Source organism: Pseudomonas fluorescens (genome assembly GCF_902497895.1).
Classification (GTDB): domain Bacteria; phylum Pseudomonadota; class Gammaproteobacteria; order Pseudomonadales; family Pseudomonadaceae; genus Aquipseudomonas; species Aquipseudomonas fluorescens_BP.
Genome location: NZ_CABVHQ010000029.1, coordinates 14,884 through 38,538, shown reverse-complemented (window position 1 = coordinate 38,538; position 23,655 = coordinate 14,884). Strand labels below are relative to the sequence as shown.

Here is a 23,655-nt window from a genome sequence, read left to right as displayed (position 1 = left end):
CCTTGGCAGCTACGGGCTGACCTTGACTTGCGGGCCTTTGCCATCACCGTTGCGAAAGGTCGGCAGCGCAGCGGAGTTCACGTACCTGACGCCATCCCAGGAAGGCAGCGGCGTGGGCATCAACTGGAACTGTCCGGGGCGTTCGACATCCCAACGCAGCAGCATTGAATTGTCCTCATGCTGGGTGTTGTGGCAGTGCTCCATGTAGGTGCCGGCAAACTCGCGGAAGTGGATCGCGATCTCAACGTTATCCATGCCATCCTCTTCGGGGCCGATGCGATAGACATCCTTGCGCGCCCACTTCTCCCACTCGGGCGGAACCTTGCCACCGCGACTGAGAATGATCCCTTCCTCGAAGTGCACGTGCACTGGATGGCTCCAGCCATCATCACCACCCTGGATTTTCCAGACTTCCAGGGTGCCGAAGCCACTCACGCCGGCATCGGTCGGGCCGCTGGCCAGTTGCGTCGAGGCATTGAGCCGGCGCGGATCCATGCGATAGCCGAAGCCGCCATCGGTCTTGACCGTCCAGGGCGCCAGGTCGGTGCCATCGGAACGACCAAAGGTGAAGGTGCGGTGCCGGGCCTGTTGGAGCAGGGCCATATCGGCGACATTCTCGCGGTGGATTTTCAGCTCGATCATGGCCTTGCCGGCGGCCTTGCCGGGTTTGGCCGGTTCGTAGGCCGCCGGGTCCATGGCCAGGTCCTGGCCGGTGTAGGCCTTGACGTTGAACTGCAGGATCTTGCCCACCGCCGGGTCGCCCTGGTCCCATTTCGGCCCTTTGCTGCTCTGCGTGATCAGCGCCAGGTATTTCTGCGACAACACATCGGCCAAGGGGATACCTTTCTCCGGACGTTTGCCGTCGGCATGCTCCATGAGATTGAGCAGGAACAGCTTGTCACCGGGCTGGATGCCGCTTTTCGCGAAGTTGACGATGATGTCGAAACGCTCGGCAATGCCCATGGTCGGAAGGATCGCGTTGTGGTCCTGTTTATCGCCATCGGCATCCAGGTCCATGGTGCCGTCGAACGGCACGCTGTGTTCCATCAGGTTGCCATCGTTGGCGATCATGTGGAACGGCACCCGGGCGTAGGACAGCCCGGAGCCTTTGGGCCCCTGGAACTCTCCGCCGCTGCCCTTGATTTCCCGTACCAGTGCCAGCTTGAAGTAACGCGACACCGAGCCGTTGAGAACCCGCAAACGATAGCTGCGCGCCCGCACACTCAAGTAAGGCTGGTACTGCCAGTTGACCAGTATCCGATCGCCGAGAAAGCCGGCGGTGTTGAAGGGGTTGAACCAGAGTTGACCTTTCTGATCCCAGGCCTTGTCGGCGATGATCAGGTTCACGTCATAGTCGCGATTGCCCCAGGGCAAGGCCGAACCGCTGGGCAAGCGCAGGTTGACGCCGTCATTCACGGCTTCGTTGCCGCGATCCAGTGCGCTGTAATAGTTCATCATCGCCGCGTTGCCCTTGTAGACATTCTGCGCGGTGAAATCGAGCATATGGTCGTGGAACCAGTGGGTGCTCATGGTCTCGCGCCAGTCGCCACGGATCTTGATGGTGCCGTTGTCGCAGGTCTTGAGGCCCGGGCTGCTGTCGTTGACCCAGAGAGTTTCGCCCGGTGCACAGGGGAACGCCGCCCGCGGATCCTGGGCACGGGTGTTGATGCTGTCATGGCCGGCCAACTGGATCGGCCAGCGATAGTCGTAGAACTGCCCCGGGAAGAAAAATGCGTTGGCATAGCCATCGCTTTCGGCCGGGGAATGGCCGTTGTGCTCATGGGTGGTGATGGTGTGCAAGCCGAAGCCCTGGTTGGCCGCGGGGTCGATGGGCAAGCCGTTGTAATGGCGCATGATCAGCGGCTGGCCGTAACGCACCATCAGCAGTTTTGGCGGCAGCGTGCCGTCGAAAGTCCATACGGACTTGTGATTCTGCACCGGCATTTTGGGGTGAAAGCGCGAATTGACGCCGCGGGTGGTGCCTTCGCTGAGCGGTACGCCAGTGGTGTTGTGATACAGCCCGCCGGGGCCGAATTCGCCCTGGGCATAACCGTGCATCTGCCGACTGTCACGCACCCCGCCATTGACCCGCGCCCCTGATTGCACGGTCTTGTAGGCCGCCTGGGGGTAGAACTCGTTCCAGCGCTGATGAGACCAGCCTTTTCCCGGCGGCCGGCCTTCGGCCGACGAACCGATACGGCGATTGAGAAAGAACTCGATCTGCGCCTGCCAGGGATTGCGATCGACCACATTGGAATACTGGCTGGGGAACGGGGTCAGCCCCGGTTGGCGCAAAAAGGCATCCAGCGCACTGCCCGGCGGCGAACTGCGGGCGATGCTCGAGGGGTCTTGTTCAGGCGCCGGTCCCCTGCTCGCGGCCGGAAAGGCCAGGGTGGCGGCCGGGGTGGTCGGATCCAGGCGCTGCGGACCGAACTCTTCGAACAGCATCAACTGCTGACTGAATGGCAGGGCGCCGAACAGCGGGCTGGGCTTGCCGTTGGTGGGGTAGTTGAAGCTGGTCTGCACCTTGGGCGGCAACACGTTTTCGCTGAGTGGGGTGTTCCGGTCGCCTTCGACACCATTGGGCAAATCAAACGAGCCTTTGTTGGCCACAGGCATGGTCAGCAAGCTGTTCAGCGCCGCCGCGGGATTCTGTGGAGGATCCTGGTAGGCGGACGGATCGCTCGGCGGTGGCGGATCGACGTTGTCGATGGGAGCCGCATGAAGATCCAGGCCCGTGAGCATCAACATGATGCCCGACAAGCGCCACAAGGAGCCTCTAATCAAACTTGAACGCGCTTGCCTGTCCATCTTTGCCACCCTGGTATTTGTGCGGGATAAGGCCTATGAGCAAATATCCAGCCAAAGCAGTGTCAAAATATGTACAAGATTAAACTCAATAAAAACAAATAGTTAAAAAGTTTTGTCGAGTTGAAAGCGTGGCCATAACTGGGGAATTGGGCCCCATAAGCGGGGAAAAGCTACACCGATGTTGAGCAATGGTTGTCGGCTGCCAGCTGGAATCGCAGGCTCACGCAGGTGCCCTGTTGCTCGCGACTGGTCGTGTGCCCGCCGAGCCTCTTCAAGGCCGATTGCCGGATACATTCCCAAGGAAATGCGGATCTGCCGGCCCAGCCAATAGCAACGAAAATGCCAGCTCTTGACGCCCTTCGCACTCACGAACAGGTGCAAGCCGCCCATGTCTTTCAGGCTGTAGTTTTTTCCGTGGTTTTTGGCGTGGCGAACGGTCGTATCAGTCAAAGGCATGCGTACATCTATGAGCCCAAGCCCAACCCAGCAGGGATAGAAATGCCAACTGCGAAAAATCTCGCGTTTTCTGGTTGGCACATAGGCCATGCATCGCATGGCCTATGTGCCAGGTGTTCTATTTCACTTTGAAGGCGATGACGCTGTCGCCCAAGGTAGTGCCCAGCGAGCCATGACCACCCGCGGAGATAACAATGTACTGTTTGCCATCCTCACCGACGTAGGTAGACGGCGTCGCTTGACCTCCTGCCGGCAGCTCGTATTGCCAAAGCATTTCGCCGGTGTTGACGTCATAGGCACGGAAGAAGTTGTCTGCGGTCGCGCCATGGAACACCACACCGCCTGCCGTCAGCAGCGGGCCACCATGGGCGACCATGCCCATGGGTAAGCCCACCGGGAATTGCCCAGGCAGGAAAGTGGTTTTCAGGTTCTTGCTGTTGCCGATGCGACGCACCCACTGGGTTTTACCGGTTGTCAGGTCGACGCCGACCATGCCCCCCCAAGGCGGGGCAATGCATGGGATCCCGAGGCTGGAAGCGAACTGCTGAATATGAATGGCGTAATCGCCTTCGAAGTTCTCGTTCCAGTACGGCGTGTCTTCCAGGGTGAACAGGCGCTTGGCCTGGGTTTCCGGGGTGCGCTTGATCAACGTGTACTTGTAAGCCAGGCGAACCGGTGCGGCAATGGCGAGTTGGCGCTCAGGGTCTACAGCGATCGAACCCCAGTTGAACGAGCCGATGTTGCCCGGAAAAATGATCGATCCGCGTTCGCTGGACGGCGTCCAGGGATTGCCGGTGTAGTTCAGTTTCTTGAAGGCAATGCGACAGGACATCTGGTCGAAGGGGGTCATCCCCCACATCGAGCTTTCCTTGAGTGGCTCAGGGATGAAGTTCAAGCGCGAGACAGGTTGGGTCTTGGCGAAACGTTCACCGGCCACGCCGCCCTTGTCAGACACCTCGACCTCATCCACAGGGACGATGGGTTCACCGGTCAGGCGATTGAGCACGAAGATGTTGCCGACCTTGGTAGGCAGCAGGATCGCCGGCTTTTCCTCGCCTTTGGGGCCGAGGTCCATGAGGGTGGGTTGCGACGGATTGTCCCGGTCCCACAGGTCATTGTTGGACGTCTGGAATTTCCATTTGAACGCACCGGTGGCGAGGTCGAGCGCTACCAGGGTATCGCGGAACTGCTCGACATTGCTGCCCTCCTTGCGTTGCAGGCCCAGCTCATCCGGGGAGGCGTTACCGAAAGGCACGTACACCAGCTGGTTCTTTGCATCGGCACTCAGGGTACCCCAGGCGATAGGCGTGTCTTGCGTATACTGACCGGCCGGGGCGATCGGCGACGTGTCCTGCGGACGGTCAGGATCGAAGTTCCAGACCAGCTTCCCAGTGATCGTATCGAAGGCCCGTATCACGCCCGACGGGTTACCACTATGGTAGCCGTTGTCCATGACCGAACCGCCGACGATTACCAGGCCTGCGGCCACCAGTGGCGCGGCTGTCTGCATAAGAGCGTGCGGGCGAATCTTGCCCATGTTGGCGTTAAGGTCGACTACACCGGCGTTGCCGAAACCCTCACACAGCTTGCCGGTATCGGCGTCCAGGGCAACCAGCCTGGAATTGGCAGTTGCCATGAGGATGCGCTTCTCGCACTGTGCCGCAGGCGCAGTGGCGGAAGCGGCATTGTCAGCCATTGAGAAATAGCTGACCCCACGGCAGGTCTGGTGCTGCTGCAGGTAGGACCGCTCTTTTTCGGGCGCGTATTTCCAGGCAAGCTTTCCAGACACCGGGTCCAGTGCATGTACCTCATTGTGCGCGGTGCAGAGATACAGCCGATTGTTGACCTTGAGCGGCGTGGCTTCAAAGGTATATTCACTGGCGTCCTTGGCCGGATCGCGAAGATCGCCAGTGTTGTACTCCCAGGCGACGGTCAGGCCTTTGACATTGTCGGCATTGACCTGATCGAGCTTGGAGAAACGTTGCCCTTCGTTGGTGCCGCCGTAGGCCGTCCAATCTTGCCCGGGGGCATCGCTCTTGCGTTGAGTGACCGGGTTGGACAGCGTGCCGGCTTGCGGGTAGGGATCGTAGAACATGATGCCGATGACCAGTAGCAGCATGACCACAACGGTACCGCCGAGGAACGGATGGAACGACTTTCTGTCATCCGCATACAGCGCCCGTGTCACCCACGGCAGCGCCAGCCACAGGCCGATTAGCGCGAACAGGTTGCCACGCGGGATCCACTGCCACTTGTCAAATCCAACTTCGGCGATGATCCAGATCAGAATCGCCCACATGAGCGCTGCGTAGAACGGCAGCGCGACACGCTTTTTCAGGAACAGCAGCGTGGCCGTGACCAGCAGGCCGACAGCAATCAGTGCATACGCCAGCGAGCCGCCAACCATCACCAACTGCAATCCCATGAATAAAGTCGCTAGCCCTATTATTGCCAGGACTATGCCCGTTACCCTGAGTACCATATGTCACCTATGTCGAGTCCCGTAGGCTTCGCCTTCTTGCGCCCACGAGCTGGGCGATTCTTCAAAACACAGTGGTTACAGTTAGGTCGATAACAGTGAGATTGTCCACTTCTTGAACTCCACCGATTTCAGGGGTGAATGGACTTTGATACTCCCCACGACGGGAGCGTAGTACCAAACGTAAAATGCTGCCGAATGCTGCGTATTTCATGCAGCTTCGCCATTGAGCACTTCTCACCTCAGCGCAGTGGACGTCCTGGTAAATTTGCCTACGCTTAGCTACACCTGACGACAGTCAAGAGGGCTTTCTGGAGGACGTGCCGATTTGAACCGACGACGCAGCTGTCTAGCGTTCAATACCTCCATCCGCGCCCCCGCTTGGCATTGGCATCTATCCCCGGATTCGCCGCAGGAGGGTATCGATGTACAAATATTTCCGGCAATGCGGGAGTTACGCGTCACTATTACTGGCCGTAGGTGCAGCGGGAGTCGTTATTGACGCGAACGCTGAATTGATCGACGACAGCAAAGCCAACCTGCAATTGCGTAACTACTTTTTCAGTCGTGACTACACCGGGGATCAAGGTCCGGTCATCAACGGCAGGCGTCAGGGCGAGGCCTCCCACTGGAGCCAGAATTTCATACTTGCCGTCCAGTCGGGCCACACTGAGGGCGTCGTGGGTTTTGGCGTTGATATGCTTGGCATGCTTTCGATCAAACTGGACGGCGACCAGTGGTCGAGAAACAGCCAGATGAGCCCCATCCATGATGACGGCTATCCACCGGATAGCTGGGGGCGGATAGCGCTGGCAGGCAAAGCGCGCGTGTCGAAAACAGACTTGAAGGCTGGGGAATGGGCACCAGCCTTGCCCATTCTGCGCGCCGATGATGGCCGCTCGTTACCGCAGACCTTCCAAGGTGCGCTTATCGACTCCAAGGAGATCGAAAACCTCGAACTCTATATTGGCCAGTTCCGCCAGAACAGTCCGCGCGACGATGGCAGCCTGGAGGATTTCAGTTTCCTTGGCGGCGGAACGTCAGACCGTTTCAACCTGGCAGGCGCGGAATATACGTTTAACGAGAAGCAGACGATAGTAGGCGCCTGGTACGCCGAACTGGAGGATATCTACGACCAACGCTACTTCCAGTTGGTACATACCCAGGCGCTGAACAAAGACTGGGTAGCGAGCGCGAACCTCGGCTACTTCCAGGGCAGCGACAATGGCGACAAGCTCGATGGCGACTTGAGCAATGAAACCTACTCTGGAATGTTCTCATTGAAGCATGGACCAAACACGTTCTACCTTGGCCTGGTGAAAGTGCGCGGCAACAGCAAATGGATGCGTGTCAATGGAGCCAGCGGAGGTACGCTGGCCAACGATGGCTACTCCTATACCGCGGACAACATCGATGAACGCTCGTGGCAGGTGCGACACGACCTGGACTTCACCAGCCTGGGTATTCCTGGCCTGACTGTGATGAACCGTTATATCCGCGGAAGCGACATCGATGTCTCGCCTGCTGACAGCAATGGCAAGGAATGGATACGCGAATCGGAAGTCGCGTATGCGATACAGTCGGGTGCCCTGAAAGATCTGGTGCTCAAATGGCGCAGCGCCACGGTCAGGCGCGATTATCAAGGTGGACAGGATTTCGATGAGCATCGGCTGATACTTGTCTACCCACTGACGCTACTTTGAGAGCTGAGGAAACTTTCTACTTACCCGCAACCTTGCGCATCACTTGGTGTGGATCCCGTGTCTTTCAGAAACCGGCCTTGAACGCCTCGACACCGTACTCACCCAACGCAGGAACCGCTGTATCGCTGTCCGGCAAACCACGGGAGAACTTCACCGGAAAACCGACGCTGATCGTTTGTTCTTCCGGCAGCACGCGAAGCGACAAGGCATGGAACTGCGTCAGGCCTACTTCGAAACACTGAAAACCACAGGGACATCAGTGGCCTTTACTGGCATCACCCTGGCACTGGGGGTGAGTACCTGGGCGTTCTCGTCGTTGAAGTTCCAGGCGGACATGGGGCTGTTGTTGGTACTGCTGTTTGTATGGAACATGGTAGGGGCGTTAGTGCTCATGCCGGCACTTGTATCGTTGCTGAGGGTCAGGCATCCCACCCCCACTACCCGAAGTAATGTGCAAGTGGGCAGACTTCGGTGAAGTGAACCGTGTTGGTAAAAATGGCCTGTTTTCGCCTTGCCGATGATCCATTGTGGCGAGCGAGCTTGCTCGCGCTCGGCTGCGAAGCAGTCGTAAAACCGGCTGACGCGTTCTATCTGAAGAATCGCGGCGCCTGGTTTTGGAGCCGCTTCGCGGCCCAGCGGGAGCAAGCTCCCTTGCCACAGGTTTCTTGTTCAGCCTCTACGCAAGTGCAAAAAGAGTGACAACCCGAGGGTTTTCATGCAGCCATTCGCATTGCCTGATCGCCGCTCGGCGACTTTCGTACAAACCCTGGACCGGGCTCAAGCCAGCAGCTCGGTGATCCACCGGGCCTGCCGGGCGACGTCCTGCACCTTCTCCTCGGGCACGGCCTGCCGCGCCCGGGCGAAGTGGGTCAGGGTCTGCTGCTTGTGGCGCAGTATGCGCTGCCACTTGAACAGGAACGCCGGGCTGCGTGCCTGCATTTGCAGCGGGCCGAAGTACAGCTCCTCGGCGGTGTACATCACCGGCCCGGCGCGCTCGGCGACGATGATTTCGTAGTCGAAGCGGTTTTCCCGCAGTACCTCCTCGCAGAGCATGCGGTAGCCATTTTCCATCAGCCATTGGCGCAGTGGCTGCTCGCCGCCGTTGGGCTGCAGGATCAGGCGCTCCTGGCCGCTCAGACGCGCCTTGCCGCTGTCGAGGATGTCGCGGATCGTCTCGCCACCCATGCCGCAGATGCTGATCGTCGTGATCCCGTCTCCCGGCTCGATCGCCGCCAGGCCATTGGCCAGGCGCACGGTGATCCACTGGTCCAGGCCGTTTTCGCGCACGGTGCGTTCAGCCGAGCGGAACGGCGTCAATGCCACCTCGCCGGCCACCGCCGCCGCGATGGCGCCACGGCGCATCAACGCCACCGGCAGGTAGCCGTGATCCGAGCCGATATCGGCCAGGCGCGCACCTGCTGGCACATGCGCCGCCACGCGCTCCAGGCGCATGGACAATGTCTGTTCGTTCAACTGCAGCCCCTTTTCACCACGAACGTCCGGCACCTTTGGCCGGATCGGGGCGCGATTCTGTCGAACAACGCCGTGCATTTCAAATTCCTGCGACCAGGGCCATGGCTCGACCCGTACCTACCGCTTGCGTATCGGCCCAAAGCGAACCCTGGTTCATGGTCGGATTGTCGGCGTAGCATTCGCCTGCCACCAAGGCGTCTATTCCTCCATCGGCCTGGTGAACGTCAGTGATGAGCATTGGCCCGGTTGTCGCACAAAACCAGGAACAAGCCCAACGTTTGATACCCACCTTCTGCGCCTGATACCTGACGCCTTCATGCGCTTCGACATTCTGACCGATTGCGGATTGGCCGGTTGGTTGGAGAGCCTGGGCTTGCAGTGCGTCGACAGAGCGCCGCGAATGGTTCGCGGAATCCCCCCGCAATCAAGCGGCGGAATCAAGCAGTTTGCTATGGTTACTCAGGCTCCAGGCTAACGATCACGGTCGCCAGCAAGATTTTACCGGACGCACTTCTGACATGAGCGGGCCCAGTTACGTTAATGCAAAGTTAGCCTGGCAGATACAGCAGATTATCCCTTGCAAACTTAAAGAACGGTACATTTTGTCTGGGCCGCTTTGTTAGCTTATTGAGAGACACGGCATAGCGATGTGCTGGTCGCCACGGCGATGCTCTGGTGACTTGCACCCCCCACTTGATCTTTGTTTCAGCGGCGTCGCGAGACAGACCGCCCTCTGCTGCTCGCAGTGCCTATTATCGCTCTAAGGAGTTAGTTGGATGACAACACAATCTTCAAATAGCTACCGCGTTGATCCGGAAACGTCTCACAAGTTTTATATCAATGGCCGTTGGTCTTCCCCGGCAAGTCCGGCAAGTTTGCCGGTGGTCAATCCGGCAAGTGAAGTCGTTGTGGCAGAGGTCGCACGAGGGTCTGCCGAGGATGTTGACCGGGCAGTAGCTGCGGCGCGTGCAGCGTTTCCCGGTTGGTCTGCCTCCTCGGTAGAATCGCGCGCGCTAATCCTTGGAAAGATCTACGACCTCATCCTTGAGCGAAAAGAGATGCTTGCACAGGCGCTCTCTCTCGAGATGGGCGCTGCCATCGGTTTCGCACGGGCGATGCAAGTGCCTCTGGCGGCCGAACACGTTCGGGTCGTACGTGATCTCCTGTCCACCTATCGTTTCCAAACGGTTGAAGGCGGCACCGCGATTGAACGCGAACCAATAGGCGTCTGCGGCCTCATTACTCCGTGGAACTGGCCGCTTTATCAAATCACCGCGAAAGTCGCCCCGGCTATTGCTGCCGGATGCACAGTGGTCCTGAAACCAAGCGAACTGTCGCCTCTGAGCGCCCTTCTTTTTGCTCAACTGGTGCATGACGCAGGCCTTCCACCGGGGGTCTTCAACCTCGTGAACGGAAGTGGTCCCGAGGTCGGTGGAGCCATGGCTGCGCATCCCGACATCGATATGATTTCAATTACCGGCTCAAACCGCGCGGGTGCGCTGGTCGCACAGGCGGCCGCCCATACGGTGAAGCGCGTCACGCAAGAACTGGGGGGCAAGTCCCCGAACGTTCTGCTTCCCGACGCCGACTTCGCCAAAGCCGTTCCGCAAGGAGTGATGTCTGCGTTGCGCAATGTCGGACAATCGTGCAGCGCTCCGACAAGAATGATCGTTCCAAAGGACAGGCTGGCGGAAGTCGAATCGCTGGCTGCCGCAACCGCCAATGCGATCATCGTTGGTGATCCGCAATCGGAAGATACGATACTCGGCCCCATTGCCAACGAGGCCCAGTTCAATCGAGTACAAGAAATGATCGAGGCTGGCCTGAGTGAGGGCGCAAAACTCGTTTGCGGCGGACCAGGACGTGTGCAGGGTTATGAAAAGGGCTTCTACACCCGACCGACTGTTTTCTCCGAGGTAGATTCCGCAATGCGGATCGCCCAGGAAGAAATTTTTGGTCCAGTGCTGTGCATCATTCCCTATGAGACCGTCGATGAGGCGGTCGCTATCGCAAATGACACGGTCTATGGGCTGGGCGCCCATGTTCAAGCTCAGAACCTTGATCTTGCACGTGCCGTTGCCTCTCGTATCCGCGCGGGACAAGTGCATCTGAATTACCCCGCCTGGGATCCAATGGCTCCGTTCGGCGGCTACAAGCGATCTGGCAATGGTCGTGAGTACGGTGTCTACGGCTTTGAAGAGTATCTGGAAACCAAAGCAATCATTGGATTTGGCTGATCGCTTGATAGCCCTTCGCGCACATGGAACCGTTTAATCGTGTCAAGCAGGACAATTCTCGCAGACAGTATTCTGTATCAGAAATAATTCAACCGGCAGGCTGTGAGGTTATTGTCTCACAAGCCTGCTACATCTACTTAAACATTACTTTTCGGCTATACATGTGCAGCCAAGTCAATGTATGCCATTCCTTGCCAACCTGGCTTGTAATTAAACACTCGAAAAACGCTTCTTGTGCTGATGCATTTTTATAATTCAAGTCGAGTGATCTGTGCAGGGTACCGGGCAAACCCGTAGCCATCTCTCGCAGGCCAGGAGAATGCTCCCTACAAGGAATATGAAATACCCGCCTGCACGGTTCTCGGCGCGCCCGGATAGGCGTAGACGTTGCCAAAGGCACCTTCGTCGTAGTGGCTGTCGAACAGGTTCTTCAGGTCAAGGTTAAGCCGCAGGTGCTCGTTGACTTTGTAATAGCTGAGCAAGTCGAACACCTTATAGCTATCCATGGAGAAGGCATTGGCCGCGGTCTGGCCGGCGCGCTCGTCGACGTACTTGGCTCCCAGCCCCAGGCCCAGCCCTTTGAGGCCGCCGTCCTGAAACTCATAGACATTCAGCAGGCTGAAACTGTTGCGCGGGATGTTCATCAGGCGGGTGCCTGACTTCAGTACGTTGTCCTGGGTGACTTCGGCATCCACATAGGCGTAGCCACCGATCATGCGCCACTCTGGCGTGAGGTTGCCGGCGACATTCAGATCGAAACCACGGCTGCGAACTTCACCCGCCGCAACGCTGAAAGTGGAATCCACCGGGTCTGTCGTCAGAACGTTGCGTTTTTCGATCTGATACACCGCGGCATCCACGCTCAACTGGCGATCGAAAGCCTCCCACTTGACCCCCACCTCATAGGATTTGCCTTCTTCAGCCTTGAAGCCGCCTCCGGTTCGACTGGCACCGCTGTTGGGTTTGAAGGAGCGCGCCGTGTCGGCATAGATCGCCACGGTCGGGGTCAGGTCGTAGATCAGCCCCAGGCGCGGGGTGACTGCGTTGTCGCTATTGGTCCAGCTCCGACCGTTGACGAGGTAGTTGTCATAGTCCTGCTCGAAGCGTTCAAAACGCACGCCCACCAAGGCTTTCAAACCCTCGCTCAGGGTCACCTGGTCTTGCACGAAAGCAGCATAGGTCTTGAGGTTTTCCTGGTCATGGGTGGTGGTGCGGGTCAGCGCCGGACGCGGCTGGCCATAGACCGGATTGAAAATGTCGATGGGGTAAGCACTCACCGCCCCACTGGAACGACGGATGATCGACTTGTAATCGTAATCCTCATACTCGATGCCCGTGAGCAACGTATGGTCGAATCCGCCAGTGGAAAAATGCCCGGTGAGATTCAACTGCACATCCCGGTCAGTCCACTCCAGCTTGCGGTAGTTGAAGTTGCGCCCCAGCGTTCGGCCGTCGGCCGCGACACCGTTGGCCTCGATGGCATTGCCTTGCAGGCTGCCGTCGAGAAATTGCGTGCCGCCGCCCAAGGTCCAATTGTCGTTCAGAAAATGTTCGAAACGCAGTTGCGCCATGTTGTTGTCGTTGTGCAACTTGCCGACATCCTTTTCACCGAAAAAGGTCTCCCGCGACGCCACGCCGATCTGATTGCGATAGCGGGTCACACCGCGATCGAGCGGTGCGTTGTTGCGCATGAAATCGCCTTCAAAAGTGATACGGGTGGTGTCGTTGACCTGCCAACCGAGGACCGGCGTCACACCGTAACGTTCGTTTTCGACATGATCACGGAAGGTATCGCCGCCCTCACCTATCACATTCAACCGATAGGCCAGTCGCCCTTCATCATCCAGCGGTCCTGAGGCATCCAGCGTTCCGCGGCGCATGCCCTGGTCGTTGAGCTGACTGCCCAGGGTGACTGTGCGCTCGGTCAGGGGTTGTTTGGACACCACGTTGAAGGTGCCGCCCGGGTCGCCACGGCCATATAGCATGGTGGCTGGCCCGCGAAGGACCTCCAGGCGCTCGATGGTATTGGCATCGGGCATGTTCGGGTAACCGCGGTTGATCGGGAAACCATTGCGGTAGAACTCACCCGTGGTGAAGCCGCGCACGGTGAAGGTGGTCAGGCCCTGGCCACCGAAGTTGTTCGCCCGACCTACCCCCCCGGCGTAATCAAGGGCGTCTTGCAGGCGCGTAGCGCTGAGGTCTTCCACGGCATCGCGGGTAACCACGCTGATGGACTGTGGAGTTTCATGAATCGGGGTGTCGGTGCGCGTCGCACTGGCCGAACGGGTCGCTCGATACCCCTGGACCGGTCCCTGGGCCTGCTCATCGGGTGTGCCGTTGATGTCGATCGCCTGTAAAACTATTGATGCAGGATCAGTCGGTGTTTGTTCAGCCCAGGCGGTCTGGGAAATGGCTTGGATAACATAGAGAGAAACGAGAGTTCGACGCATCAACATACAACCCTTAGAAGACGGGCACATCAGGAGCCCGACAAGAATTCATGTCTAATGCTATCAATTGTCATTCTCAGCTGCTACTTTTTTCCTGACGCTAATTGAAAAGAAAAACCGTCAGCCATTCACGTAAACCCACAATGTTCGATTTTTTTATGCTCGCTAAATAGTCTGATAAGAAGCGACAACTCTTCAATCAGCCAAAAGCGAATGCACAGTCATTATTACTGTCCAGAGTGGCAATCAATGACGCAGTAGCTTACGCAGCGGAACTCCATCTTTCAGCACAGGCGACTTGATGACAATGTAGCTAAAGTACTTGGATATACCGATGTTCTTGTCCAGCAGCCCTTCGATCAATTCCTGATAGTCCAGGATGTTGCAGGTCGTGAAACGCACCAGGTAGTCGTAGCCGCCGCTGATCAAGTGACACTCGAGCACCTCATCGACCAAGCGGATATTGGACTCGAATTTGGCGAAGTCTTCCCGCTTGTGGTCGCTGAGCGTGATCTCAGTGAACACCGTGACCGAGTTGGTGATCTTGGCAAGATTGAGATGGGCTCTATAGCCGGAAATATACCCCGCCGACTCAAGCCGCTTGACCCGTTGCAAGCATGGGCTGGACGACAGGCCTACCGCATCGGCCAGGCTGACGTTGGTCATTCGGCCGTCTTTTTGCAACTCAACCAGGATTCTGATATCAATTCGGTCCAGCTTGATTAAACCTTCCATTGCGTACCTCTTGATGGGCATTCGGATATACGGGTTCTAGCCAGGTCAGCGCCGCAAGGATCGCTGATGCTGAGCGACCAGGTCGGCCATACTATTGATGCAGAAATCCGCAGGATCTTGTTGGGTATAATTCCCATGGCCACGGTGAATCAGGCACAAGCCAGCCGATTCAGGCGGCTCGGCAGGATGTCTGGAGACCTGCAGGATATCTTCAGGTTTCAGGTCGTTGGCCAGCAACCAGGCGCGATCCTCAAGTGGCTTGCTGGTTCGGGAAAGCATGTCTTCGGGCATAATCCCCAAACGCTCACAGAGTTGCTCGCGATCCTCCTCATCACGATCGCAAAACATCAGCAGCCGATAAAACTTGCGCAGATACAACATGGCGCCGGGCGCGTCCTCGAACAGTGACCAGTTGCCCACCGATCGGGCGAAACTCATCCCCTCCTCCCAACTGGCCTTGAGCCCAAAACGCTCTGCCAACTGACGATGGGCGAAGCACAACAAGCCACTGAAACCTAGCTCGGAAAAACGTGGATAGAGCGTACGCACCGCCTCGTCAAACTCAGCCAATACCTCTTCCCTGCCCAGCATGCCCAGATGGTTTTCGAGCAACGGTTGCAGGGCCGTCCAGATACCGGAATCCCGATCGACCAGGACTTCATCGCAATCGATCAGCAGGGCGCGATAATCAGTCAGGTCCATGTTGTTCCCCCATGATTCGCATCATTCCATGCTCGCAAACGTCCTCAGTCGGCGCCTTGTCACATTGCGCCAACCGAGGCCTGAAATTAATTCGACACGCGTGTCAGTGCCGCTTCAAGAATCGCCAGCGCTTCGTCGATCTGATCCTCTTCGGTTACCAGAGGGGCAAGAAAGCGCAACACATTCCGGTACACGCCGCATTTGATCACCAACAGCCCGCCAATCCTGCTCTGATCGATCAGTTGTTGGGTGAGTTCGGCATCCGGGCTGCGGGCCTCATCGTCCTTGACCAGTTCGATCGCCAGCATGAAGCCGGTGCCGCGTACGTCACCAATACGAGAGTTACGTGCCTGCAAGCGCAGCAGGCCTTGACGCAGCCGCTCGCCCAGAACCTCACCGCGCTCGAGCAACTGCTCCTGTTCGTAGGTTTCGATCACCGCCAACGCCGCCGCACAAGCCAGGGCGTTACCGCCGTAAGTACCGCCGAGACCACCGGGTAATGGCGCGTCCATGATTTGCGCACGACCCACCACGCCCGATATCGGTAAACCACCGGCCAGGCTCTTGGCGACGGTGACCAGATCCGGCTGAATCCCAGCGTGCTGGAAGCCGAACCATTTGCCCGTCCGACCGAAACCGGTCTGAATTTCATCGAGAATGAGCACAATGCCATGTTGTTCGGTCAGAGCCCGCAGCGCCTGGAGAAACTCCGGGGGCGCGGAAAGGAAACCTCCGTCACCCTGCACCGGCTCGATGATGATCGCCGCTACTCGGTCCGCGGGGACTTGGGTCGCCAGCAATTCGTTCAGGGCTTGCAGCGCCATCTCGCTGCTGAAACCGCGATAGGCGTTAGGGTATGGGGTATGAAAGACCTCGGGAGCGAAGGGCCCGAAGTTCTGCTTGTAGGGTTGGCTCATGCCCGTCAAGGTCGTGCCGAGCAAAGTGCGCCCATGGAAACCGCCACGAAAAGAGATGACGGCTGAGCGATTGGTATGCGCGCGGGCGATCTTCACCGCGTTCTCCACAGCCTCTGCACCGGAGGTGAACAGCGCCGCCTTGTAGGCTTCGCGACCACCGACCAATTCGCACAATCGCTGTACCAGGTCGATATAGGGTTTGTAAGCCGCCACCTGGAAACAAGCATGGCTGACCTTTTGTAACTGGGCTTGCACCGCCGCGACCACCTTCGGGTGATTGTGGCCGATGTTCAACACGCCGATGCCGCCGACGAAGTCCAGGTAGCGCGTCCCATCCACGTCCCACACCTCGGACCCCTGGGCCCGGTCGATAACCAGCGGGTGTGCCGTGACCAGACCCCGTGGTACGAATTGATCGCGCAGACGGAGCAAATTAGGGGTTTCTTCGACTTTACTGTTCATGGCATCTCTCATAGTGAGCCGTGCAACCAGGAAGCGGCTGCGATGTGTTTCAGGTTAAGCCTTCGACGCAATTGTCTAAGCCGAACTTGGCCTCTGAGAAATCCGGATCGGCTGTTTTCACCCCGGCAAACAGCAGAATCCTTCAGCTGTGACTAGCCCATGGAATCTGCCGACATGTGCCCCATACAGCGCAACGTAATGCGTTTACGCAGAACCTTTCGACATATCCTGCTCTGCCATTCGTTCATGCTTGATGCTCCCTATTTATGCGAGAAGTTACCCATGGCCCTGCTCTATAAAGCTGACCCGGTGCGCGGCGAACAATGGAAGAGCCTATTCGCCGAGCACGCTCCTGATATCGAATGGCGTGCCTGGCCGGACATCGGCGATCCGAAGGATATTCGCTACCTGGCAGCCTGGCAGGCGCCGGACGATCTCGAAACATTACTGCCAAACCTGCAGGTACTGTTCGCCTTGTCGGCCGGGGTCGATCAGCTCGATCTTGACCGCTTGCCAACGACCCTACCGGTGGTCCGTTTACTCGACCCTGGCATCACCCAGGGCATGTGCGAATACGCCAGTTTCGCCGTGCTCGGCTTGCACCGGGACATGTTGCGCTATCGCCAACAACAGACCGAACAGTGCTGGCAAGCGCATCGGCTGGTTCCCGCGCAGCATCGCCGGGTCGGGGTTATGGGTCTGGGTTTACAGGCCCGGCACATTCTCGTCACCTTGCAGACCTATGGTTTCGCGTTGTCGGGCTGGGCACGCAGCGAGCATCGCATCGCCGGGGTGGACTGCTTTGCTGGTGCCGAGCAACTTCCGGCCTTCCTCAGCCAGTGCGACATCGTGCTATGCGTCCTGCCATTGACCGAACAGACTAAAGGGATTCTCAACTGCCAGTTGTTCCAGCACCTGCCCAAAGGCGCCGCCTTGGTCAACATGGGCCGGGGTGGGCACCTGGTAGAAGAGGACCTGCTTGATGCCCTGGCCAGCGGCCAGCTCAGCGCGGCGGTGCTCGACGTACTGGAACAGGAACCGGCTGCGCCGGATCATCCCTTCTGGGAACATCCGCAGATATTACTGACACCGCATATTGCTGCGATGACCCAGCCAGAAAGCGCGTTTAGCGGGTTGCTGGAAAATATCCGCCGGCATCAACGAGGTGAATCAATGCCTGGCCAGGTTGACCGCAAGCGAAATTACTAACCAGGGCAGTCGAATTCGACAGCAACCACATCATCGCGCGCCAGATTTGCCACTTCGTAAACAAGCAAACCTGGCGCTACACCAAGCAGACTTGATTTCAGCTCGTTTCGCTGTTTCTGCGCAGTTTCAGCCCTTCGCCCATGCCATCGTTTTTCCGGTCTGCCAAGACCTCGTCGAAGCGCTGCACGCGTCGCCGCGCTCGCCTCGACCAGATCGGTCCAGCGGCGCATCTCCCCAGCCCGAACATCGCAAAACACAGCTCTCTACCTGGTTGTTATTGCCGCCACCGCGCAACTGGCAATAGCCGGTCAGCAACGTTCAAAAAGTAATCGGCACAGAGCTTTCGCTTTGGCCAGCATCCTGAAAACCGACCCGGTATTTGCTGCCGACCTTGCGTCTGATTTGAGCAGTAACTGTGGTCTGCAGAACCGTCTTTTATGGAATCTACCGAATCGATTGGAGCCCCTTGTCAGGTCTCGCCGCAGGTGAGATACAAGTCCTTTCAGCGGAGAAATCCGACCGATTACGCTCCCTATAAACGGAGACCTGCCATGTCCATCTCGCAACGCGCTGCGTATATCTATCGCCCCATGAACTCGGCCGATGTGGCGTCGGCCCACGCCTTGTCCGTGCAGCTGAAGTGGCCCCACCGTCTGGAAGACTGGGCCATGTTGCAGCGCATCGCGCAGGGTTTTGTCGTAGAAGACACAGGCCGTCTGATTGGCACCGCATTCACCTGTCCGCAGGGAAATTACGCCACCATCGGCCTGGTGATCGTCAGTGATGAGTACCAGGGCCAGGGTATAGGTCGCAAACTGACGGAACTGGCACTTGCGGCTTGCGGATCGCGTACTGCCATTCTCAATGCGACGCTAGCCGGCACCCCACTTTATGCCAGCCAGGGATTCATTGACTTTGGACATATTCAACAACATCAGGGACACGCGCTGGCTCTCGCACCAACCGACCTGGCAGCCGGTGAGCGCTGCCGCCCGCTGACCGAAGCCGATCGGACCGACCAAATCGAACTGGCCAACGCCGGCAGCGGCCTGGACCGAGAAGCCGTGCTCAAGGATCTGTTCGATATCGTCGAACACTCGGTCGGTATCGAGCACGATGGTCAGCTGCGGGCCTTCGCCATGTTACGGCCCTTCGGCCGTGGTCGCTGCATCGGCCCGGTCATCGCGCAAAACCCGGAGCAAGCCAGGCATTTGATCGCGGTGTTGTTGGCCCGAGTACCGGACGCATTCGTGCGCATGGATATTCCGTCCGACAGCGGTCTGGCCTCTTGGTTGGAAGAGGCCGGGCTGAAGCAGGTCGACACAGTCGCACAAATGGCTCGCGGTACCCCACCACAGGCTATCGACGGAGTGCGCCAGTTTGCTCTGGTGACTCAGGCCATCGGCTGACAATCCCGAAAGACACTAACGATGCATTTTCCTGGAGAATCACCTTCATGCTAGAGCCCACTGCAGTGCTGTTGGCCCACGCCGACGGCAGTCCCGTTGCAACAAAATTTACCCCCGGTTCGTTGGGAGCCAACGACCCATTCGACAGACAGATTGCTTATGTCGGACAGGATGACATTGCTGCCGGCGTGGTCCAGGCGAGCGGACAATTCAGCATCGATGAATATCCCTACAGCGAAATGATCGTGGTTCACGCGGGACTGGTCACCCTGCAGAGCCAGGGTCACACGCTCCAACTACATCCCGGTGACAGCGCAGTGATCGGCCGCGGTACGCCACTCCAGGTCGAGGCGCAACCCAACTCTCTCTGGGCATTCTGCGCGGATACCCAGCTCGTTGAGGAGCGCCATCCCGGGCTCACGGCACTCCCCCCGCTAACCCTGCTCTCTCCGTCTGCGGCACCGGATGCAGAGATTCTGCTGAGCCCGACGCCGCAATGCCGCTCGCACAATTTGTTTGTCGAAGAAGCGACCAACCTGCGCATCGGCGTCTGGGACTCGACGCCCTATACCCGCAGGGCGAGACCGCACAAGCTGCATGAACTGATGCACCTGCTCGAAGGCAGCGTCACCCTCCAGGTAGCGGACGGGACCCATCTGACGGTCAACAGTGGCGATACGGTGTTCGTGCCCCGAGGCGCCCCATGTGCCTGGAAGAGCAGCGCCTATGTACGCAAGTTCTACGTCGTCAAATAAGTCGAACTGCGCTAGCGCCGGCAGATGAATTTTCCTCCGCCGGCCCCACCACAAAACCGATCAATCACTTGCGGAGTACAGACGATGGGGTTAGGTGGATTCAGTGCCGGAAAACTCCTGATCGTCCTATTGATCGTGGTCATGCTGTTCGGAACCAGGCGTCTGAAAGGCTTGGGGTCGGATCTCGGCGACACGATCAGGGGGCTCCGCAAATCCATGGGCGACGATAAGCCAGTCACTGAGGAGCCCAGGGACCCGCCCCTTAACGCTCAGGCACGCACGCTCGAAGACTCGGTAAAAAAATACTAAACCCTAATCTATATCGGCTTTAGCGAACGGCTATTGATGGTCCAAACAGCTCTGAAGACATCACTAATCGTGGCGTTGAAGCTCGTGGGCGTGGCGAGTGCCCAAGCCCCGGTCAACAATTCAAACAGAGGTGAGAAGCGGGAATGGAAGTGCAGCTGATGTCAGACAAGTCTGTCGCTGGGGAAGCATTCTGGGAGCGCGTGTGCGCAGCCTATCCTGAGCAGCGACCCCTATTGAACCTGAACAACGCGGCCGTGAGTCCGCCGCCGCTGGTGGTAGAGCAGGCTATGATCGATGCCTATCGGCTGATCAGCCAAAACCCGGACGTCAATATGTGGAGCAAGCTCGACGCCGAGCTCCCTATGATCAAGCAACAGCTGGCTGACATGGCCGATTGCGGTCCCGATGAGATCGCCTTGAACCGCAACTCATCCGAAGGCTTGTCGACAGCCATCTTCGGCATTCCATTGAAGGCCGGCGACCAAGTGCTGGTCTCACTGTGGGACTATCCGAGCGTAATAGCCGGATGGTTGCAGCGTCAGCAGCGCGAAGGCATCGAAGTGGTGACCGTCGACTTCGACCTGATGGCCGATGAGAATGTCATCGTGGAAGCTTATGCGCAGGCAATTACCCCACGCACCCGGGTGATCCAGCTGACCCACATGCTGCACTGGACCGGGCGGATCCTACCGGTAAAGCGCATCTGTGCGCTAGCCCGGGCGCGGGCGATAATCACGGTGGTGGACGGTGCCCAGACGTTTGCGCAGATGCCGCTCAGCTTCCGTGAACTGGATTGCGACTACTTCGTCACCAGCCTCCACAAATGGCTGGGTGCGCCGGTCGGCAATGGCATGCTGATTGTCAGGCGCGACCGAATCGACAGCACCTGGCCGTTGCTGGGGCCTTTCGACCCTCCGCCGCTACAGATCGACAAATTCGACCACTGGAATCTCGGCACCTATAACTCGGCGATACAGGCGGGTATTGCCCCGGCCATCCGTTTCCATGCGGAAATCGGCACGCGAGCGATTCACGCGCGTCTACAGGAGCTGACCCGCTACTGGGTTGACCTCGCCAGCGACATTCCCGGTTTCAGGCTCCACACGCCACTTGATACCGTCGAGCTGGGCGCAGTAAGCCTGTTCTCTATCGATCAATGCGATGCTCAATGGGTTGAGCAGGAGCTTCGAAAAACCCACAAGGTGCATGTCAAGTTCCGCCAGATCAGGCACATAAGCGGACTTCGGGTATCGCCGAGCATCTATACGCAAAAGAGCGATCTGTGCCGCTTTGTCGAGGCGCTAAGGCAGGTGGTTGCAAGCAGGTAGCCCGGCGGGACAGGGATACACTTGAGACCCGCGGAAGCAGTGGCCCCCCTGAAGGGGGCTTGAGTGTGTTCCCTCCCACCGCAGCTAGATGCCACCACCCGGGGAGTACAAGGGGCTAACCAAATCGTAACGTTTTACCAAGCGTTCGATGCTTCCATCACGTTCCAACTCCTCCAAAACCTTGTCGAGTCGCTGCATGAATTTGCGCTTGTAAGGGTAAGCCGACACGTTGAGCCAGGTATAACCAAGATACCCCGCCTCACCGGAGAGCCAGGGTCCTTCGACTATCCAGCTGAGATCATTCTCCGCGAAGACGCCCTCGCGCTGCATCTGGTCAAGTTCCCAGTGGATCGAACGGCGGTCATTGATATAGACATCTGCCCCTTCGCAACAATAAAGGGCTGTTAAAAACGCTTTCACAGCACTCGAGCCTGAAAAAGGCTGCCCCGAGCAGTGTCTGCGGGAGGGTGTTCGGGCGCGATAACCAAAAAAAAAGCCCGCTGTGTGGACGGGCTAAAAGGGTGACACTCCAGAAATGAATGGGGCTTCCCAGCCGACCTGTTGTTATCTCAGCTCACTACAGCCCGCCGATATGGAAGGCCTTGATTTCCAGGTACTCATCCAAACCGTACCTGGAACCTTCACGGCCCAGGCCCGACTGTTTGATCCCGCCGAACGGCGCCACTTCCATGGAGATGAGCCCGGTGTTGAGGCCGACCATGCCGAACTCCAGCGCCTCGCCAAAACGCCATGAGCGGCGCAAGTCCTGGGTGAAGTAATAAGCGCCCAAGCCATACGGTGTGGCATTGGCCAGGGCCAGCGCCTCTTCTTCACTGGTAAAGCGCATCAGCGGTGCGACCGGGCCGAAGGTTTCTTCATTGGCCAGCAACATCCCGGCATGGGCCTCACCGAGCACTGTCGGCTGGACGAACTGGTTGTCGCCCTCGGGAATTCCGCCACAAAGCAATCGGGCTCCCTGACTCAAGGCATCGTCGATATGTCGGGCGACCTTGCTCACCGCCGCCGCATTGATCAGCGGGCCGATGGTCACGTCGGCGTCCAGGCCATTGCCGACCTTGAGCTTGCCCACCTCCTCCACCAAGCGCTGGGCGAAGCGTTCGTAGATACCGTCCTGCACCAAAATGCGATTGGCACAGACGCAGGTTTGCCCGGCGTTGCGAAACTTGCTGAGCATGATGCCGGCCACTGCCTGCTCAAGGTCAGCGTCGTCGAACACAATGAACGGTGCGTTGCCGCCCAACTCCAGGCTCAAGCGCTTGATATGTTCGGCGCTCTGACGCATCAGCAGTCGACCGACAGCAGTGGAACCGGTGAAGGAGATCTTGCGCACCGTCGGGTTGCCGGTCAGTTCTTCGCCGATGCCGGCGGGCATGCCGGTCACTACGTTGAACACCCCGGCCGGAATGCCGACCCGTTCGGCGAGTACTGCCAGAGCCAGGGCCGACAGCGGGGTCAGGTCAGAGGGTTTGACGATGATCGTACAGCCGGCGGCCAGGGCCGGCGCGCACTTGCGGGTGATCATCGCATTGGGGAAGTTCCACGGGGTGATCGCGGCGCAAACCCCGACTGGCTGCTTGAGCGTGAGCAAGCGGCGGTCGCCGCTGGGTGCCGGTATGGTTTCGCCGTAGACCCGTCGGGCTTCTTCGGCGAACCATTTGACGAAGCCGGCACCGTAGCGAATTTCGCCCTTGGCTTCATTGAGCGGTTTGCCCTGTTCGCAGGTCATGATCAGCGCCAGGTCGTCGAGGTTGTCGATCATGGCCTGATACCAGCGCTCCAGCAGCGCCGCCCGTTCTGCCGCCGGGCGTGCGCGCCATGCCGGCCAGGCGCGTTCGGCAGCTTCGATGGCGCGTCGGGTTTCGCTGCCTTGCATCGCGGGTACGCGAGCGAGTAACTGGCCGCTGGCCGGGTCGACGACCTCAAGGGTGGCGGCGTTGTCGGCGCTGATCCACTGACCGTCGATGTAGGCGAGTTCTGCCAGCAGGCTGGGGTCTTTCAAACGATTCTTGAGCATGGTCGAATCCTGTTCCGAGACAGCGTTCAGTCTATTCCGTCGCCACAGGCGAGGATGCTGAAAGCGCCGCCCCAGCAGCCTTGAATGCTGAAAATCAGCACTCGACGGCAAGCTCTACTGTTGGTTTGTGATAGCTATCGACGCGGGTGGATTTTGTCCCAGCAGGTTGCGGTCCACCTCACGGA

Annotated in this window: 18 protein-coding genes and 2 pseudogenes; 9 read left to right on the top strand and 11 right to left on the bottom strand. The window is 58.5% G+C overall.

What is annotated here, in order from left to right; genetic code table 11:
- Positions 1–9: 9 nt before the first annotated feature.
- The 3 genes from F8N21_RS16130 to F8N21_RS16120 all read right to left on the bottom strand — a co-directional run bounded on the left by F8N21_RS16130 (position 10) and on the right by F8N21_RS16120 (position 5,749).
- Positions 10–2,751 (bottom strand): multicopper oxidase domain-containing protein, encoded by a 2,742-nt coding sequence (locus F8N21_RS16130; protein ID WP_224788232.1) that lies wholly within the window; start codon positions 2,749–2,751, stop codon positions 10–12.
- 162 nt (positions 2,752–2,913) lie between these two features.
- The gene (locus tag F8N21_RS16125; protein ID WP_150643061.1) at positions 2,914–3,267 is read right to left on the bottom strand and encodes an Arm DNA-binding domain-containing protein; all 354 of its coding nucleotides are present in this window, start codon (positions 3,265–3,267) and stop codon (positions 2,914–2,916) included.
- 118 nt (positions 3,268–3,385) lie between these two features.
- A complete protein-coding gene (locus F8N21_RS16120; protein ID WP_150643060.1) occupies positions 3,386–5,749 on the bottom strand; it encodes a membrane-bound PQQ-dependent dehydrogenase, glucose/quinate/shikimate family in 2,364 nt (787 codons plus the stop codon).
- Positions 5,750–6,171: 422 nt separating this feature from the next.
- On the opposite strand from F8N21_RS16120, the gene F8N21_RS16115 reads away from it, so the two are divergent.
- A complete protein-coding gene (locus tag F8N21_RS16115; protein ID WP_150643059.1) occupies positions 6,172–7,449 on the top strand; it encodes an OprD family porin in 1,278 nt (425 codons plus the stop codon).
- A gap of 64 nt (positions 7,450–7,513) precedes the next feature.
- Here the strand turns inward: F8N21_RS16115 and F8N21_RS16110 are convergent, their stop codons facing one another.
- On the bottom strand, positions 7,514–7,654 hold the full coding sequence (locus F8N21_RS16110) for a hypothetical protein (protein ID WP_224788235.1): 141 nt from the start codon (positions 7,652–7,654) through the stop codon (positions 7,514–7,516).
- Here F8N21_RS16110 and F8N21_RS16105 point away from each other — a divergent pair.
- Positions 7,649–7,924, top strand: a pseudogene (locus F8N21_RS16105) (MMPL family transporter); the annotation flags it as partial. The gene F8N21_RS16110 and the pseudogene F8N21_RS16105 sit on opposite strands and share 6 nt — an antisense overlap.
- A gap of 302 nt (positions 7,925–8,226) precedes the next feature.
- Here the strand turns inward: F8N21_RS16105 and F8N21_RS16100 are convergent.
- A complete protein-coding gene (locus tag F8N21_RS16100) occupies positions 8,227–8,922 on the bottom strand; it encodes a tRNA (adenine(22)-N(1))-methyltransferase (protein ID WP_318184178.1) in 696 nt (231 codons plus the stop codon).
- 236 nt (positions 8,923–9,158) lie between these two features.
- On the opposite strand from F8N21_RS16100, the pseudogene F8N21_RS30940 reads away from it, so the two are divergent.
- Positions 9,159–9,397, top strand: a pseudogene (locus F8N21_RS30940) (GNAT family N-acetyltransferase); the annotation flags it as partial.
- A gap of 301 nt (positions 9,398–9,698) precedes the next feature.
- Positions 9,699–11,159 carry an aldehyde dehydrogenase family protein gene (locus tag F8N21_RS16090; RefSeq protein ID WP_150643057.1) on the top strand — a complete coding sequence of 487 codons (1,461 nt, stop codon included), beginning with the start codon at positions 9,699–9,701 and terminating at the stop codon, positions 11,157–11,159.
- Positions 11,160–11,485: 326 nt separating this feature from the next.
- On the opposite strand, the gene F8N21_RS16085 is transcribed toward F8N21_RS16090, so the two are convergent.
- The 4 genes from F8N21_RS16085 to gabT form a co-directional block, all read right to left on the bottom strand.
- On the bottom strand, positions 11,486–13,609 hold the full coding sequence (locus tag F8N21_RS16085; protein WP_191624337.1) for a TonB-dependent siderophore receptor: 2,124 nt from the start codon (positions 13,607–13,609) through the stop codon (positions 11,486–11,488).
- A 246-nt stretch (positions 13,610–13,855) separates the two neighbouring features.
- Positions 13,856–14,344, bottom strand: coding sequence for an Lrp/AsnC family transcriptional regulator (locus F8N21_RS16080; protein WP_150643055.1), 489 nt, complete (start codon positions 14,342–14,344; stop codon positions 13,856–13,858).
- Between the two features lie 45 nt (positions 14,345–14,389).
- A complete protein-coding gene (locus tag F8N21_RS16075; protein ID WP_150643054.1) occupies positions 14,390–15,046 on the bottom strand; it encodes an HAD family hydrolase in 657 nt (218 codons plus the stop codon).
- Between the two features lie 86 nt (positions 15,047–15,132).
- Complete coding sequence (gene gabT, locus F8N21_RS16070; RefSeq protein WP_150643053.1) at positions 15,133–16,425, bottom strand: 4-aminobutyrate--2-oxoglutarate transaminase; 1,293 nt, start codon at positions 16,423–16,425, stop codon at positions 15,133–15,135.
- 282 nt (positions 16,426–16,707) lie between these two features.
- Between gabT and F8N21_RS16065 the strand changes: the two genes are divergently transcribed.
- The 5 genes from F8N21_RS16065 (at position 16,708) to F8N21_RS16045 (ending at position 21,435) form a co-directional block, all read left to right on the top strand.
- Positions 16,708–17,634 (top strand): 2-hydroxyacid dehydrogenase, encoded by a 927-nt coding sequence (locus tag F8N21_RS16065; protein ID WP_150643052.1) that lies wholly within the window; start codon positions 16,708–16,710, stop codon positions 17,632–17,634.
- Positions 17,635–18,185: 551 nt separating this feature from the next.
- Positions 18,186–19,043 (top strand): GNAT family N-acetyltransferase, encoded by an 858-nt coding sequence (locus tag F8N21_RS16060; protein ID WP_150643051.1) that lies wholly within the window; start codon positions 18,186–18,188, stop codon positions 19,041–19,043.
- A 47-nt stretch (positions 19,044–19,090) separates the two neighbouring features.
- On the top strand, positions 19,091–19,798 hold the full coding sequence (locus F8N21_RS16055; RefSeq protein WP_150643050.1) for a cupin domain-containing protein: 708 nt from the start codon (positions 19,091–19,093) through the stop codon (positions 19,796–19,798).
- 84 nt (positions 19,799–19,882) lie between these two features.
- Positions 19,883–20,107 (top strand): twin-arginine translocase TatA/TatE family subunit, encoded by a 225-nt coding sequence (locus F8N21_RS16050; protein WP_150643049.1) that lies wholly within the window; start codon positions 19,883–19,885, stop codon positions 20,105–20,107.
- 158 nt (positions 20,108–20,265) lie between these two features.
- The gene (locus F8N21_RS16045) at positions 20,266–21,435 is read left to right on the top strand and encodes an aminotransferase class V-fold PLP-dependent enzyme (protein ID WP_224788231.1); all 1,170 of its coding nucleotides are present in this window, start codon (positions 20,266–20,268) and stop codon (positions 21,433–21,435) included.
- A gap of 84 nt (positions 21,436–21,519) precedes the next feature.
- Here F8N21_RS16045 and F8N21_RS16040 read toward each other — a convergent pair whose 3' ends face one another.
- Together F8N21_RS16040 and F8N21_RS16035 are read right to left on the bottom strand one after the other, a co-directional pair.
- Positions 21,520–21,855, bottom strand: coding sequence for a hypothetical protein (locus F8N21_RS16040; protein WP_150643047.1), 336 nt, complete (start codon positions 21,853–21,855; stop codon positions 21,520–21,522).
- 157 nt (positions 21,856–22,012) lie between these two features.
- Positions 22,013–23,470 carry an NAD-dependent succinate-semialdehyde dehydrogenase gene (locus F8N21_RS16035; protein ID WP_150643046.1) on the bottom strand — a complete coding sequence of 486 codons (1,458 nt, stop codon included), beginning with the start codon at positions 23,468–23,470 and terminating at the stop codon, positions 22,013–22,015.
- Positions 23,471–23,655 lie beyond the last annotated feature (185 nt).

Excerpts from the sequence above, each read along its gene's own strand:
- F8N21_RS16055 (WP_150643050.1), top strand. The coding sequence starts at position 19,091 with ATGCTAGAGCCCACTGCAGTGCTGTTGGCCCACGCCGACGGCAGTCCC.
- F8N21_RS16125 (WP_150643061.1), bottom strand. The coding sequence starts at position 3,267 with ATGCCTTTGACTGATACGACCGTTCGCCACGCCAAAAACCACGGAAAA.
- F8N21_RS16035 (WP_150643046.1), bottom strand. The coding sequence starts at position 23,470 with ATGCTCAAGAATCGTTTGAAAGACCCCAGCCTGCTGGCAGAACTCGCC.
- F8N21_RS16090 (WP_150643057.1), top strand. The coding sequence starts at position 9,699 with ATGACAACACAATCTTCAAATAGCTACCGCGTTGATCCGGAAACGTCT.
- F8N21_RS16085 (WP_191624337.1), bottom strand. The coding sequence starts at position 13,609 with ATGCGTCGAACTCTCGTTTCTCTCTATGTTATCCAAGCCATTTCCCAG.
- F8N21_RS16045 (WP_224788231.1), top strand. The coding sequence starts at position 20,266 with ATGTCAGACAAGTCTGTCGCTGGGGAAGCATTCTGGGAGCGCGTGTGC.
- F8N21_RS16080 (WP_150643055.1), bottom strand. The coding sequence starts at position 14,344 with ATGGAAGGTTTAATCAAGCTGGACCGAATTGATATCAGAATCCTGGTT.
- gabT (WP_150643053.1), bottom strand. The coding sequence starts at position 16,425 with ATGAACAGTAAAGTCGAAGAAACCCCTAATTTGCTCCGTCTGCGCGAT.
- F8N21_RS16075 (WP_150643054.1), bottom strand. The coding sequence starts at position 15,046 with ATGGACCTGACTGATTATCGCGCCCTGCTGATCGATTGCGATGAAGTC.
- F8N21_RS16050 (WP_150643049.1), top strand. The coding sequence starts at position 19,883 with ATGGGGTTAGGTGGATTCAGTGCCGGAAAACTCCTGATCGTCCTATTG.
- F8N21_RS16130 (WP_224788232.1), bottom strand. The coding sequence starts at position 2,751 with ATGTTGATGCTCACGGGCCTGGATCTTCATGCGGCTCCCATCGACAAC.
- F8N21_RS16060 (WP_150643051.1), top strand. The coding sequence starts at position 18,186 with ATGTCCATCTCGCAACGCGCTGCGTATATCTATCGCCCCATGAACTCG.
- F8N21_RS16120 (WP_150643060.1), bottom strand. The coding sequence starts at position 5,749 with ATGGTACTCAGGGTAACGGGCATAGTCCTGGCAATAATAGGGCTAGCG.
- F8N21_RS16065 (WP_150643052.1), top strand. The coding sequence starts at position 16,708 with ATGGCCCTGCTCTATAAAGCTGACCCGGTGCGCGGCGAACAATGGAAG.
- F8N21_RS16115 (WP_150643059.1), top strand. The coding sequence starts at position 6,172 with ATGTACAAATATTTCCGGCAATGCGGGAGTTACGCGTCACTATTACTG.